This is a genomic window from Virgibacillus siamensis, from assembly GCF_900162695.1.
Taxonomy (GTDB): Bacteria; Bacillota; Bacilli; order Bacillales; family Amphibacillaceae; genus Lentibacillus; species Lentibacillus siamensis_A.
Genome location: NZ_FUIH01000007.1, coordinates 2,228,203 through 2,242,506, shown reverse-complemented (window position 1 = coordinate 2,242,506; position 14,304 = coordinate 2,228,203). Strand labels below are relative to the sequence as shown.

At 42.7% G+C, this 14,304-nt stretch carries 13 protein-coding genes; 10 read left to right on the top strand and 3 right to left on the bottom strand.

Annotated features, from left to right (window positions below; genetic code table 11):
• The first annotated feature begins 51 nt into the window (after window positions 1–51).
• The 10 genes from B1K71_RS14980 (at window position 52) to B1K71_RS14935 (ending at window position 12,356) form a co-directional block, all read left to right on the top strand.
• Entirely contained in the window at window positions 52–1,815 is a 1,764-nt protein-coding gene (locus tag B1K71_RS14980) for an L-lactate permease (RefSeq protein WP_077328448.1), read from the top strand.
• A gap of 225 nt (window positions 1,816–2,040) precedes the next feature.
• A complete protein-coding gene (locus B1K71_RS14975) occupies window positions 2,041–3,636 on the top strand; it encodes an ATP-binding protein (RefSeq protein WP_077328446.1) in 1,596 nt (531 codons plus the stop codon).
• 20 nt (window positions 3,637–3,656) lie between these two features.
• Window positions 3,657–4,340, top strand: coding sequence for a response regulator (locus B1K71_RS14970; RefSeq protein WP_077328444.1), 684 nt, complete (start codon window positions 3,657–3,659; stop codon window positions 4,338–4,340).
• Between the two features lie 175 nt (window positions 4,341–4,515).
• Window positions 4,516–5,529, top strand: a complete 1,014-nt coding sequence (locus B1K71_RS14965) for a tripartite tricarboxylate transporter substrate binding protein (RefSeq protein WP_077328442.1) — start codon at window positions 4,516–4,518, stop codon at window positions 5,527–5,529.
• 54 nt (window positions 5,530–5,583) lie between these two features.
• Window positions 5,584–6,033 (top strand): tripartite tricarboxylate transporter TctB family protein, encoded by a 450-nt coding sequence (locus B1K71_RS14960; protein ID WP_139343338.1) that lies wholly within the window; start codon window positions 5,584–5,586, stop codon window positions 6,031–6,033.
• A 19-nt stretch (window positions 6,034–6,052) separates the two neighbouring features.
• Window positions 6,053–7,540 (top strand): tripartite tricarboxylate transporter permease, encoded by a 1,488-nt coding sequence (locus B1K71_RS14955; RefSeq protein WP_077328440.1) that lies wholly within the window; start codon window positions 6,053–6,055, stop codon window positions 7,538–7,540.
• 4 nt (window positions 7,541–7,544) lie between these two features.
• Complete coding sequence (locus B1K71_RS14950) at window positions 7,545–8,924, top strand: SLC13 family permease (protein WP_077328438.1); 1,380 nt, start codon at window positions 7,545–7,547, stop codon at window positions 8,922–8,924.
• Window positions 8,925–8,940: 16 nt separating this feature from the next.
• Entirely contained in the window at window positions 8,941–10,374 is a 1,434-nt protein-coding gene (locus B1K71_RS14945) for a bifunctional 2-methylcitrate dehydratase/aconitate hydratase (RefSeq protein WP_077328436.1), read from the top strand.
• Window positions 10,375–10,393: 19 nt separating this feature from the next.
• Window positions 10,394–11,293 carry a methylisocitrate lyase gene (gene prpB, locus B1K71_RS14940; RefSeq protein WP_077328434.1) on the top strand — a complete coding sequence of 300 codons (900 nt, stop codon included), beginning with the start codon at window positions 10,394–10,396 and terminating at the stop codon, window positions 11,291–11,293.
• A gap of 205 nt (window positions 11,294–11,498) precedes the next feature.
• Complete coding sequence (locus tag B1K71_RS14935; RefSeq protein ID WP_077328432.1) at window positions 11,499–12,356, top strand: fumarylacetoacetate hydrolase family protein; 858 nt, start codon at window positions 11,499–11,501, stop codon at window positions 12,354–12,356.
• A gap of 52 nt (window positions 12,357–12,408) precedes the next feature.
• Here the strand turns inward: B1K71_RS14935 and B1K71_RS14930 are convergent, their stop codons facing one another.
• From B1K71_RS14930 to B1K71_RS14920, 3 genes are read right to left on the bottom strand one after another with little or no spacing between them, the layout of a single operon-like run.
• Entirely contained in the window at window positions 12,409–12,873 is a 465-nt protein-coding gene (locus B1K71_RS14930) for a hypothetical protein (protein WP_077328430.1), read from the bottom strand.
• Window positions 12,874–12,929: 56 nt separating this feature from the next.
• Window positions 12,930–13,700: a hypothetical protein gene (locus B1K71_RS14925; protein ID WP_077328428.1), complete on the bottom strand. Its 771-nt coding sequence runs from the start codon at window positions 13,698–13,700 to the stop codon at window positions 12,930–12,932.
• A gap of 13 nt (window positions 13,701–13,713) precedes the next feature.
• Window positions 13,714–14,151, bottom strand: a complete 438-nt coding sequence (locus tag B1K71_RS14920) for a hypothetical protein (protein WP_139343337.1) — start codon at window positions 14,149–14,151, stop codon at window positions 13,714–13,716.
• Window positions 14,152–14,304 lie beyond the last annotated feature (153 nt).

Here is a 14,304-nt window from a genome sequence, read left to right as displayed (position 1 = left end):
TAAAAAATTGATGGTTGTTCAATATAAAACCTTTATAAGGAGGATTTTAAAATGGGCACTGGAATGTTAGCTGTTCTGGCCTTACTTCCGATTATTGTTGTTGTTGTTTTTCTAGTCGGGCTTAAATGGCCAGCAAGTAAAGCAATGCCGCTTTCTTACATCACAGCAGTGTTACTGGCGCTTTTCATTTGGGATATCGGATTCCCGAAAGTGGCTGCTGCATCTGTTCATGGTCTTATCGTCGCTGTTACGCTTTTATTTATTATTTTTGGTGCGATACTACTTTTGAACACACTTCAGGAAAGCGGGGGTCTCCACACCATTCGCCGCGGCTTTACGGATATTACGCCGGACCGTCGTATACAGGTTATTATCATTGCATGGCTTTTCGGATCATTCATTGAAGGTTCAGCAGGATTTGGTACACCTGCAGCTGTCGCAGTACCTTTATTGGTTGGACTGGGATTTCCGCCAATGGCGGCTGTAGTGTCAGGCATGGTTATTCAAAGTACACCGGTATCATTCGGGGCAGTCGGTACGCCAATGGTTGTTGGGGTTGGTACAGGAATTGAGCCGCTTTCTCAGGTTAGTGATGTTTCAGGTTTTGTATTTGGTGTTGCCGGTAAAGTAGCCCTGCTTCATGCAGTCGCGGGACTTTTGATTCCGTTATTTCTGGTTGCCATGCTGACACGGTTTTTCGGGAAGAATAAATCCTTGAGTGAAGGATTAAAAGTCTGGAAATTTGCGTTATTTGCTTCTCTGGCGATGACAATACCGTATGTCATTGTTGCAAACTTGTTAGGACCTGAATTCCCTTCCATGATCGGTGGTTTACTCGGGCTTGCAATTGTCATTCCCGCCGCTAAAAAAGGCTTTTTAATGCCTAAGGATGATGAAACTTGGGATTTTGAAGCAAAGGACCGCTGGGATCCAACATGGACCGGGCGCGTTGAACTGAAACAAAGTGATATTTATGCAGGTAAAATCAGCATGATGCGTGCATGGGCTCCATATGTTCTGATTGCTGTCCTGTTGCTTTTTTCACGTTTAACTGTGCTTCAGGACTGGCTGCAATCTGTTAAGATTTCGGTACCAAATATTTTTGGGACGGAAATTTCATCCAGTTGGGAGATTCTCTATTCACCGGGATTTATTTTCGTTGTCGTTTCGGTTATGACTTATTTTATGCACAGTATGAAGCGTTCGGAATATGTCCGTGCTTGGAAAGATTCCGGCAAAACCATGATTGCTGCAGGATCAGCACTTGTTTTTACAGTCCCAATGGTACAAGTGTTTCTTAATTCAGGCGGCGGGGAGGCAGGCTACGATAAAATGCCGCTCGTTTTGGCCGAAGGTGTTGCCAATCTTACAGGTTCCATCTATCCGATTTTAGCAACGTTTATCGGCGGTCTTGGAGCGTTTGTGGCCGGCAGCAACACGGTCAGCAACATGATGTTCTCCCTTTTCCAATACGGGGTCGGTGAAAATATCGGTGCCAGCCCGACCTGGATGGTTGCCCTCCAAGCAGTTGGCGGTGCGGCAGGAAATATGATTTGTGTGCATAACGTTGTTGCTGCATCCGCAGTTGTTGGCTTGGTGGGAAAAGAAGGACATGTCATTCGTAAAACGCTGCTTCCATTTTTCTATTATGCATTGTTGTTGGGAGCCATCGGTTATTCGATTATGTGGACAGCCGAAAAAGGTATTTTTAACATCGGAACGGTTATCGCATTAATGATCTGGCTTGTAGTTATTTACTTTATTGCCACGAACAATAAACGATTAGACGCGATTCAACGCGACATGGCATCTTAAAAAGTTCCGATGGAAGGACGATTCTGCATCGTAATAGAAAATCATTATAACTCTGCCTGTAGCAATACTGCAAGCAAATACTAGTTTGATGGGTGACGGTGGTGTTCTGATTTTGTAACTAAAAAAAGACGTATATGCCAATTAGGTATATGCGTCTTTTTCTGTATGGGGGGAGGGTCGTGTTATAATATTGGCAGGGGATTGCAAAGGGGGATCGTGACAGCAATGATGAAAGTTTCGATGCAAACAAAAATACTAACATTGATTATATCACTTATATTATTTGTAACATTGGCATTTACATGTATTATTGCGTATATGGAAATGGAACAGACGGAGAAAAATATGGGGCAGCGTGCACTTCAGGTAGCAACAACGGTTTCTTTTATGCCTTCCATTATTGAAGCATTTGAAATGAAGGAACCATCAAAAGTAATCCAGCCGATTGCTGAAAAAATCCGTAAAAAGGTCGGTGCCGAATTTATCGTTGTCGGGAATGCGGACAGTATTCGATATTCACATCCGGATGCATACAAAATTGGCAGGCATATGGTCGGTGGTGATAATGGCAAGGCACTTATTAATGGGGAATACTATACATCAAAAGCGGTAGGAAGTCTTGGGCCATCGTTACGCGGGAAGGCACCTATTTTAAATGATAGCGGTGACATTATTGGCATCGTGTCTGTCGGATTCATGATTAATGATGTCCAGTCAGTAATCTTGGAAAAGTTAATAAAAGTGAGTGGTTTTGCACTTATTATTGTATTTTTGGGAATAGTAGGCGGTATTATGCTTTCCCGGAATATCAGAAAAGATATTCTGGGGCTTGAACCGTATCAGATTGCGTCGCTATATAGGGAACGGCAGGCAATTCTGCTTTCGATTTCGGAAGGTATTATTGCCATTGATAATCAAGGAAAAATTACCATGGTGAATCATTCTGCGCAGCGTATTCTGGGGTTACCGGAAGACTGTACCGGTCAGCAGATAGAAGATGTGCTTCCAAATACTGAAATGTATCATGTGCTGAAAACTGGAAATAGAGATATGAACAAGGAAATGATTTTTCGTAACCGTAACGTGATTGTAAACCGCACTCCTGTTGTTAAGGATAAAGAAGTTGTTGGTGTTGTATCCACTTTCCGGGATAAAACTGAAGTCAATGAAATGCTTAATACACTGTCTGAAGTGCGAAGGTATTCCGAAGATCTGCGGGCACAGACCCATGAGTTTACAAATAAATTATATGTGTTATCAGGACTACTCCAGTTAGGCCATTATAATGAGGCAATTAAGCTGATTCACATGGAATCGGAATTTCACAGCAGACAAAACAAAGTGCTTCTGGGTCAGATAGAGGATCGAACTGTGCAGGCAATTCTGCTCGGAAAGATGGGGAAAGCGTCCGAGAAGAAAGTTGACCTGGTGATTGACTCAGATAGTTCCCTGCAAGCGGTGCCAAGCCATATCGGTATGTCCCAGTTGATTATGGTTTTGGGAAACCTGATTGATAATGCAATCGATGCAGTGGATACCGCGAGCAGCAAGCAGGTGACTTTTTTCGCAACGGACCTTGGATCGGATGTTGTTTTTGAAATTTCCGATACAGGCAGTGGTATCAATATTCCCGGTATTTATAGGATTTTTCAAAAAGGCTATTCAAGTAAAGGGAGTACTGACAGAGGTTACGGACTGTCTACTGTAAATGAAGTTGTCGATGAACTACAGGGGCATGTTGAAGTTCATAATCAGACCAAAGGCGGAGCAGTGTTTACTGTGTTTTTGCCCAAAAAGTTGCATAAAGATAAATACGCTTGAAATTTGTTGGGGGGATTACAATGATTCATGTTGTTATTGCAGAAGATGATTTTCGTGTAGCGGGAATTCATGAAAAATTCCTGACTGAAGTGACCGGAGTAAAAGTTGTGGGGAAAGCATTAACCGGAAGTGATACCTTAAAATTGATTCGTGACCATCAGGTTGATTTAGTGCTTTTGGATATTTATATGCCGGACATGCTTGGAACCGAACTTATTGCCGAAATACGGGCAATTCATCACGGCATAGATGTTATTATGATTTCGGCTGCCACTGAAAAAGAGATGGTTGAGAAATCAATCAAGAGCGGAATTTTTGATTATATTATAAAACCGGTTGAAATGAACCGATTTACAGAAACGATTGAACGGTATAAACGGACAAAAAAAGCATTTATAAATAAACCGGAAGTGGATCAATCCTTATTGGATGATTATTTTGGCCACAATGACCAAACTCAGACATCTAAGCCAACCCCAAAAGGAATCGACCCGTTGACTTTGAAAAACATTCAGGAGATTATGAAGGGTACGGAAACGGGAATCACGGCGGAAGAGATGGGGGAGCAAATTGGAGCATCAAGGACAACAGCACGAAGGTATTTGGAATATTTAATTTCTGTCGGGGAAGTGCAGGCTAACCTTGAGTATGGGATTGTTGGCCGCCCTGAACGTAAATACACATTGATGGATAAGACATCCTAACAAGCGTTGGGGTGTTTTTTTAATGGCTAATTAAACCACTGTGGACAAAATGAACAAAATACACATTAAATCTTTATTATCGTTTATTTTGGAAACGATTACAAATTTATAATTCTGAATTATAGTAATACACAAGGTTGAAATTGTACCTAAATTCAAACGAGGGGGAGATTAAATGAAGAAGTTTTTTGCAGCATCTGTACTTATTTTAATTATGATTGTTGCAACTGCTTGCTCTGGAGGTAATGAGAAAGCGAGTGGTTCAGACGGATCGGGTGATGGGAATTGGAAACCCGAAAAACCAATTGAAATTGTTGCTCCGGCCGGTGCTGGCGGCGGTTGGGATACGACAGCCCGTATGGTGGCCAAAATGTTCGGGGAAACCGGTATCATTGAACAGGATATTGGGGTTGTTAACAAGCCGGGAGGAGGCGGTGCTGTAGGCTGGGCATATGTTACAGAAAAAGACAGCCCGTATAATTTATTCGTATCTTCGCCACCGATCTTGCTGGTTCCTTTAAATGGTCAATCCCAATACGGGCATGAAGACTTTACACCAATTGCCAACATGATTGCTGATTATGGTGCATTTGCGGTTAAAGCGGATGCTAAGTGGGATAACTTAAACGAACTGTTTGCCGACATGAAAAAAAATCCGTCTAAGATTACGGTTGTCGGTGCATCTTCACCGGGAAGCATGGACCACATTCAATTTGTAAAGATTGCTAAAGCAGCGGGTGTGGATATTACAAAAATCAAATATGTTTCCGACCAAGATGGGGGAGCATTGACATCACTTCTAAATGGCAGTGTTGACGTTTATTCGACAGGCATTGCTGAAACAGTTGAGCAAGTAAAGGCCGGCAAAATCAAAGTGCTTGGCATCACCGCACCTGAACGTTTGAAAGGGGATGTGCTATCCGAATTTCCAACGGCAAAGGAACAGGGAATTGATGCAACATTTGTTAACTGGCGCGGATTCTTTGGTCCAAAAGATATGGACCCTGCCGCTGTCAAATATTATGAAAAGAAATTCAAAGAGTTAAGTGAATCGGATGCCTTCGCGGAAGTAAGAAAGAAATATGGTTGGACTAAAAAATACATGGATAGCGAGGAATACAAGAAATTCCTTGATAAGGAAAAAGAAGAAATTAAAGGACTTTTGGAAGAACTCGGACTTGCAAAATAAATGCTTGAAAGAGCCAATGTTTGCATTGGCTCTTTTCCTTAAGGTGGTGTACATGTGTTCAATACGACAAATAAGAAAGTGTCCCTGTTTTTGATGGCTCTGGCGGTGTTTTACCTGATTCTCAGTTTCAGTCTTCCAGCGTATGCCTATGTACCTGTGGATTCAGATATGGTCCCGATAGGAATTGGATTTATTCTTCTGGGGCTTGCAGCCGCATTATTTTTTACGAAGGATCAGGAAAGTGACACAAATGATCGAATCCCCAAAAATGAATTGCCGATTGTGCTTGGGGTGGTTGGATTTATCATTCTGTATATTTTTCTTCTCGAAATTATTGGGTTTATTTTGGTAACTGTACTGTTTCTATTTTTCTGTTCTCTATTCCTCGGATACAAACGACATATTATTAATGGGATTGTATCGCTGACAGTACCAATATTCATTTACCTATTATTCGATTCTTTTTTACAAGTTCAATTACCAACGGGGATATTGCCGTTTTAAAAAGGGAGGTTAACACATCATGGATGTTTTTCAAGGACTGGTCCAAGGGTTTGAGGTTGCACTAAGTTTTGATGGGCTTATGTTTGTTTTTATCGGGGTTGTAGTTGGTACTATCATTGGTATGATCCCTGGACTTGGACCGATTACCGCGATTGCGGTGATGATTCCCATCACATATGGAATGGATCCGGCAATTGCTCTGCTCTTAATGGCTGGTGTTTACTATGGAGCAGCATATGGAGGTGCCGCATCATCAATTCTGCTGAATGCCCCGGGAGTTTCGGAGGCAGTGGCAACAACGTTTGACGGCTATCCGATGGCAAAGCAAGGAAAGGCCGGTAAAGCGCTTGCGATTGCAGCGATTGGTTCGTTTGTTGGTGGTACCATCAGTATTTTGTTTCTTACGTTTTTTGCGCCATTACTGTCCAAAGTAGCGGTCTCTTTCGGTCCACCGGAATATTTTGCATTAATGCTGCTTGGAATTACAGCGATATCCAGTCTGGCGGAAGGTTCCACCATCAAGGCGTTGATTTCCGGGGTTATTGGATTAATGATTGCAACAATCGGGATTGATTCCCAGACAGGAACAATGCGTTTTACTTTCGGAAATCCGCACTTACTGGAGGGTATCGACTTTCTTGTCATCGCATTGGGGTTGTTTGCGTTGGCAGAGGTTACCTCGCTGATTATGGGAAGAAAAGCAAAAATGGATGATATGCATAACGTGGGAAGTTTAAAGCTTTCCAAAAAAGATTACAAAGAACTGGCACCGACGATGGGACGTCAGTCTGTTCTCGGTTTCCTCGTTGGTGTGCTTCCCGGAGCAGGCGGAACGATTTCCTCTTTTCTGGGATACATTACCGAAAAAAAAATATCCAAAAAGCCCGAGGAATTCGGGAAAGGATCTGCCCGTGGAGTGGCAGCACCGGAAACCGCAAACAACGCAGCAAATAATGGTGCATTTGTACCGCTGCTAAGCCTTGGTATACCAGGATCAGGAACAACCGCAGTCATGCTTGGTGCGCTGATAGTGCTTGGTATTCAGCCGGGGCCGCTTTTAATGACCGACCACCCGGATGTTTTTTGGGGTGTTATAGCGAGTATGTACATTGGAAACGTCATTCTATTAATCTTGAATCTGCCATTAATTCCATATTTATCAAGAATCTTGCTTGTGCCACGGCCATTGCTCATTTCACTTGTCATTGTATTTTGTGTGATTGGTGTATATGCAATCAGTTTTAGCACATTTGATTTATACTTGCTGCTGGCATTTGGGATTATTGGTTATGTCATGCGCCTAATCAAGTTTCCTGCTGCACCACTCCTGTTGGCATTTATTTTGGGAGGAATGCTGGAGCAAGCATTCCGGCAGTCATTGACTATTTCAAATGGTAGTTTTTCTATATTTTTCACTAGTCCGATTGCAGCATGTATGCTGGCATTGGCGTTTTTATCCTTTACAGTACCACTGATTCGTAATAACAAACTGAAAAAACAGAAGTGATCACATGAAATGGAGAATTTCATTCTTTATAATGATGGTGTCCCTATTTTTCTTGACAAGAGACAGCCTGTTAGCAGAATTTTCCACTGTGCAGAAGCTGACACTAGGGCTTCTTGTTGCAGCAGTTTATCTTTGGGTGGCATCGCCATTGCCCTCTGGTGCAACAAGTATCCTGTTGATTGCTTTGATGATGCTTCTTGGTCTTGCAGATGGAGTAGAGGAAGCAGTTGTTGGATTCTTGTCACCAGCACTCTACTTCATCATTATGCTTTCCTTTATTAGCCATTCACTTGTTAAGGTTGGGATTGACCGGGTTATTGTTCGACTGCTGGTGAAAATCAGCAGGAGCGGTCCTGGCCCGATAGTTTGTGGACTTCCGGTTTTTATTGCAGTATTGCCGATCATATTGCCGTCAGCCGTTGCCCGGTTTAAAATCCTTTTACCCCTTTTGATAAGATTGAATACGTATTTTGGATTTGGTGAAAAAAGTCTATTTAAGAAGTTTAGTCTGTATGTCATCGGCATGATGAACCAAAATGCCACAATGATTATATTTACTGGTGGTGGATTTCCGGTACTAGCTTCACAGCTTTTAAGCGATTATGGGGTTGCGGACATTGGCTGGCTTGAATGGTTCGGTAGGATTGCACCACCATTATGGTTCGGATTATTAATTGTAACGATTTTTGTGTGGCATTTTTTAAAAGCCACAGCGAAAGATGATGAATGGGGGGATGAGCGCCAGGAATTACCTTTGGAGGAAAAGGAACAGGTTTCCATGCCACTCGTATTTTGGATTGCGGTAATTGGTTTTTTACTGATGATTGTTGCATGGATAATTACGGATCGCGAACAGGTTCCACTGGTTTTACCCCCAATGCTGCTTGTAGTGCTGTATGCATTGCCAAAGATGGGACTGATTAATAATAACGTGATTCGAAGCTATGATTGGGAAAACTTTCTTTTACTTGGGGCATCGTTTTCGCTTGGGATGCTGATGAGCAGGAATGGTACGGCTAAAGAACTTGCCGAACAGTTGCTTGAACTCGTGCCGCAGGACGGAAATATGGTTCTCAAAGTTCTATTTATTGCATTGTTTATTTTTGTGCTCCGGTTTTTATTTGTTGTACCTTCTTCGGCAGTTATTGTTATTTTTCCGATTGTTATTTCCTATGCGGAATTAATCGGGATTGCTCCTGTTAATCTATCCTTTCTGGTTGTGATGATTATTGGTGGTATGATGGTGCTGCCAATCCATTCACCAACGACTTTTTACGCATTTGAAACAGGAGTATTTACCAAAAAAGAACAATATGTAATAGGGGTGTTTTCCAGTTTTATAATTTTGATAATGGCGGTTATTGCCGCTTTATATTATTGGTAAAAAAGGGTGATTTAAAATGGCAGAAAATGAATTACAGAAGGCAGATTTATTGTTGGAGGAAATAGCCGAATATGTACTGGATGAAAGTGCAGTTAGTGAAGATGCAGTGGAAACAGCAAGGTATGTGTTTATGGATTCCTTGGGATGCGCCTTTTTAGCATTGCGATATCCGGAATGTGCCAAGCACCTTGGTCCGATTATTCCAGGAACAGTTGTACCAAACGGCAGCCGGGTTCCGGGTACTCCTTATGAATTGGATCCGGTACAGGCTGCCTTTAATATTGGGACAATGATACGTTGGCTTGATTACAATGATACGTGGCTTGCGGCCGAATGGGGACACCCGTCAGATAACCTTGGCGGAATTTTGGCTGTGGCTGATTACATAAGCCGTATGCGTATTACGGAGGGTAAAATGCCGCTGACAATGGATAGTGTTTTGCATGCAACGGTTAAAGCCCATGAAATTCAAGGCATCCTTGCACTGGAAAATAGTTTGAATCGACAAGGGCTTGACCATGTGCTTTTTGTTAAAGTGGCGACTACTGCAGTTGTTACAGCAATGCTTGGGGGGACTAACGACGAGGTCATAAATGCGGTATCCAATGCGTGGGTTGACAATTCAAGTTTACGAACATATCGTCATTTCCCTAATACCGGCTCTCGAAAATCATGGGCCGCGGGTGATGCGACCAGCCGTGGTGTCCGCTTGTCAATGATGGCCGTTAATGGTGAGATGGGATATAAGACAGCTTTAACAGCACCTGAATGGGGATTTCAAGATGTGTTGTTTGGTGGAAGGGAATTGACGCTTGGCCGGAAATTCGGATCATATGTAATGGAAAACATTTTGTTTAAAATTTCCTATCCAGCGGAATTTCATGCGCAAACAGCAGCTGAATGTTCGGTTGAACTGCATCCACAGGTGGTTGATCGACTCGATCAGATTAAAAAAATCACCATTACGACCCATGAATCAGCAATTCGGATCATCGATAAAACAGGTCCACTGCATAATCCGGCAGACCGTGATCACTGTATTCAATACATTACAGCAATCGGTTTGCTATTTGGAAATATCACGGCAGATCATTATGAGGATGAAGCGGCAGCTGATGTGAGAATTGATGTGCTCCGTGATAAGATGGAGGTGATGGAAGATAGACGGTACAGCAAGGACTATCTCGATTCCGAAAAACGGTCCATCGCCAACGCTGTCAAGGTACATTTTAATGATGGAACGTCGACAGATACAATTATCCGGGAATATCCGCTTGGGCATCGTTTCCGGCGTGATGAAGGGATTCCAAAACTGCTTGAAAAATTCCGTAACAATGTGGAAACTCATTTTGCTGCGAAACAAGCCGCGGAAATTTATGATTGTTTAACGGATGAGGATAAGCTAATGCAGATGCCGATAAGTGAATTGATGGGCGTCATGCATAATTAATGATAGTGGGGTGAAAACAATGAGCTGGTTAACAGATAAGCAGTCTACACAGGAAGAACTTGCATTTAGGTTTAAGGAATTGATGCTGGCTGATGAGATTTTAAAATTACCCGGTGCACATGATGGAATGGCCGGATTGATGGCGAAGCGCGCTGAATTTCAGGCGTTATATCTTTCAGGTGCAGCATTTACGGCTGGCAAGGGACTTCCTGATCTTGGCATGGTCACTTCTGAAGAAACCGCAGATAGGGCTAAAGAAATTATCCGGGCTGCAGACTTGCCGATGCTAGTTGATATTGATACAGGCTATGGCGGCGTTTTGAATGTCGCGCGCACGGCGAGGGAAATGTATGAAGCCCGGGTGGCTGCTGTGCAGATTGAAGATCAGGATTTACCGAAGAAATGCGGTCATTTAAATGGAAAAAAGCTGGTAACCACAGAAGAAGCGGTACAAAAAATCAGGATTTTGAAGGAAGTTGCACCTTCACTCATTGTGGTGGCAAGAACGGATGCAAACGCAGTGGAAGGATTGGATGCAGCGATTGAGCGGGCCAATGCGTATGTAAGAGCAGGGGCGGATGGTATTTTTCCGGAAGCACTGACGGATAATACGGAATTTGAGCGGTTTAAAAAAGCCGTTAATGCACCGCTGCTGGCAAATATGACGGAGTTCGGCAAGACTCCATATTATACCGCTGAGGAATTTGCCCAATTCGGTTACAGCATGGTGATTTATCCGGTTACATCGTTACGGGTCGCGGCAAAAGCGTATGAACGTGTTTTTCAGGAAATCATGGAGAAAGGCTCCCAGCAGGGGATGCTGGCTGACATGCAAACCCGAAAAGAACTATATGAAACCATTAACTACTATGATTACGAAGCCCTGGACAGCAAAATCGCCAAAACAAAACTTGAATAAAATTCGACAAGTGACAGGCGCTGCCTGAATTATGTCGAATAATTTAAAGCTGCTGGTTGTGCTGACTGGTGGCTTATTTTTTGGATGGGGCAGGAATGTTTTGTTTGTGTGTCGAATAAATGTTATAGGTCTTTCCATTCTCGCGGTGATACTAGATTAAAGAGGGCGAAAGATATATTTCTTACTATGAAGGAGTGACGAAACAATGAAATTGGTAACGATACGAACAACAGAAGGGACGCATCCGGGGATTGTAACAGATAAGGGCATTGTGGATTTGTCGGAATTTATGCCAGAAGTGCCAGATGTTAAATCCCTGATTGAAAATTTTTCTATTGATGCGCTGGGCGACTTAAGTAGTAAGGCAGTTAATAAAGGGGAATTCATAGAAGAATCCGAGGTTGATCTTGGCCCTGCTATCGATGCCCCGGGTAAAATAATATGTATTGGGAAAAATTATGGTAAACATGCAGCGGAAACTAATTCGGAGATCCCGAAATTTCCGATTCTCTTTAACAAGTTCAGAAATGCGTTGTCAGGGGATAATGACACGGTTCAACTGCCGGATAATGCGGAAAAAATCGATTATGAAGCGGAATTGGCTATTGTAATCGGAAAAGAGGCAAAAAATGTGGATGAAGCGAGTGCACTTAATTATGTCTTCGGTTATTGTGCAGCAAACGATTTGAGTGCGCGTGATCTGCAGTTTCGGACGAATCAATGGCTGCTTGGCAAAAGTTTGGATGGATTCTGTCCATTGGGGCCGCACATTGTTACGGCAGATGAAATTCAGGATCCAAATGCCTTGGATATCAGCTGTACTGTAAATGGTGACATTCGTCAGCAGTCCAATACAAGGGACATGCTATTCCCATGCAAAGAAATTGTCAGCTACATATCCCAGTATATGACATTGAAACCGGGTGATGTTATTTTAACAGGCACCCCAGAAGGCGTTATTTTGGGTTACGATGAATCCAAACAGGTTTGGCTGCAGGACGGCGATACAATAACTGTAGAAATAGAAAGAATCGGAAAACTCAGCAATACAATGAAAAAATAAAAGGGGCACCTGTTTCGATAGGTGACAGGCACCACCTGGATTTTGTCGAATTTTAGGTGGTGCTGTCTTGGGTGTTTACAGTTTGCATGGTGTTCTTGGCCTCTTTTACGATTTCATTCAGTTTCTGTTGGATTTTTTTCTTTTGGCTGGATTCATCGATTTTCATTTGATTGATTAATTGGTCTGCATAGTGCTGCAACTCAGTGACTCTTTTCTTTTTTTCCTTTTCGGTAAACTTTTCGAGGTTCTTTTCGGCTTGCTGGATCTTCTGCTGCAACTGTTTTTCCAAGCGGGTAGTTTGCTTCACACGCTCTTTATCAATAGCTTGCTGAATTTCATCAATGGAATTTTCCTTTTGTGTGGAAAACCAGTTTGTTAAAAGGGATTCGATACTCTGATCAGCATAGGAAACGGTCACACTGCTTCCAATCAGTACGATCGCAGTCACAAATCCCATCAGCAGTTTGATGATTGAAGGGTACCGTTTTTTTCGGTGTTTTTCTTTTCGCGAAATCATGGGATACCTCCGTTTTAAATCACCGGGGCCCAATTGGCGGGCCCTGTGAGATAATATTAGTTACCAATACCGGAAACAACTTCATCCATTTCGGCCTTCGCGGCATCTTCCAGGTTCTGGGCTTTTGCTGTGATAATTTCCTGCTGCTGTGCTACAAGTTCGTCGGTAATCCGGTTTACTTCTTCACGTAATTCAAGAATTGCAAAGTCAACGCCTTTTTTAAGATTTTTCACTGTAATATCCGAATAGCGGGTTAACTGACCGGAAAGCTCTTCTTTAGCCTGTCGGATGGCTTCTTCCAGTTCCATTACAGCTGCATCTGTTGCCGTCGTTAAGTCTGCTGTCACCTGATTGACCGCTTCCTGCCCTTTTGCCCCCGTATGGTCTGTCAGGTCATTTTCCGCATATGCCTGTCCTTCATCCGCCAGTCGCTGAATTTCCAGCCAGCCTTCCATATAAACGTCATAAAATTGTTTTTCCATATTGCTTAAAATTTCCTGCTTTTTTGAACCGAGTGATTCGAGGTGGTTATCCTTGGTCAAGTTGATTGCAGCTATGGATTCACCTGTTTCCGTATCCCTGGTAGCATTGATGTCAGTAGTTGCATCTTCTTTTATACCGTTGTATTCAGCCTGTAATTCCGGAAGAAGTTCGGTCCCATACGCAGTAGCCTCATCCTGTATGGTTTGAACACTGTCTTGAAACATTCCATCATACCAATCCTGCAAAACATTTCCTGCATCTGTGTTTGCAAATACCGCCCCGGCACTTGTAATCACACCTGCAGCAATTGTTCCGGCAATTATTTTTCCTTTTAACGACTTCATCGTATTCTCCCCTTTATTGATTTGTTTTAGTTAATCTGTCAGCAAGTGCATCCGCAATGTCTTGTTCTATTTCGGATTGCAGTCGGTGACGTTCTTTTTCTGCAAAGTCTTTTAGCGGGTTCTGATCATGATTTGCTGTGATCCCCTTTAATGCTTCCGTGTACTGATCCCGATATCCTTTAATACGTTGCCGTGTTTGGTCTGATGAGGCGTGAGAGAATTGCATAATGTTTCGATTTATTTTTATGGTGGACTGTTTCTTCTGTTCCCGCAAAAACGTTTGGAAAGCTGCTAATTCTTTATCAGTTATTATGTTGACTGTTTTTATCTGCTTCTTGATTTTCGCGTTATCCATTAACGGTTGCCCTGTCCATAATTTAGGTGCTGCGTATATGGTGGCAAATCCAAGCAGACAGCTGAGAACGAGCAGTGCAGCGATTGTTTTTTTCAAAATCACCTTTCCTTTCTTTGGATAGTAGGAATACGGGTGTTCACCCCCTGAATCGATATGTTCTGATGTGGTATATAACTCAAGTGTAAGCGGACACAGTTGTATTCTCGTCACGCGTTGGAGGGGTTTTTTGGTCACTTTAGTCTACTTTTT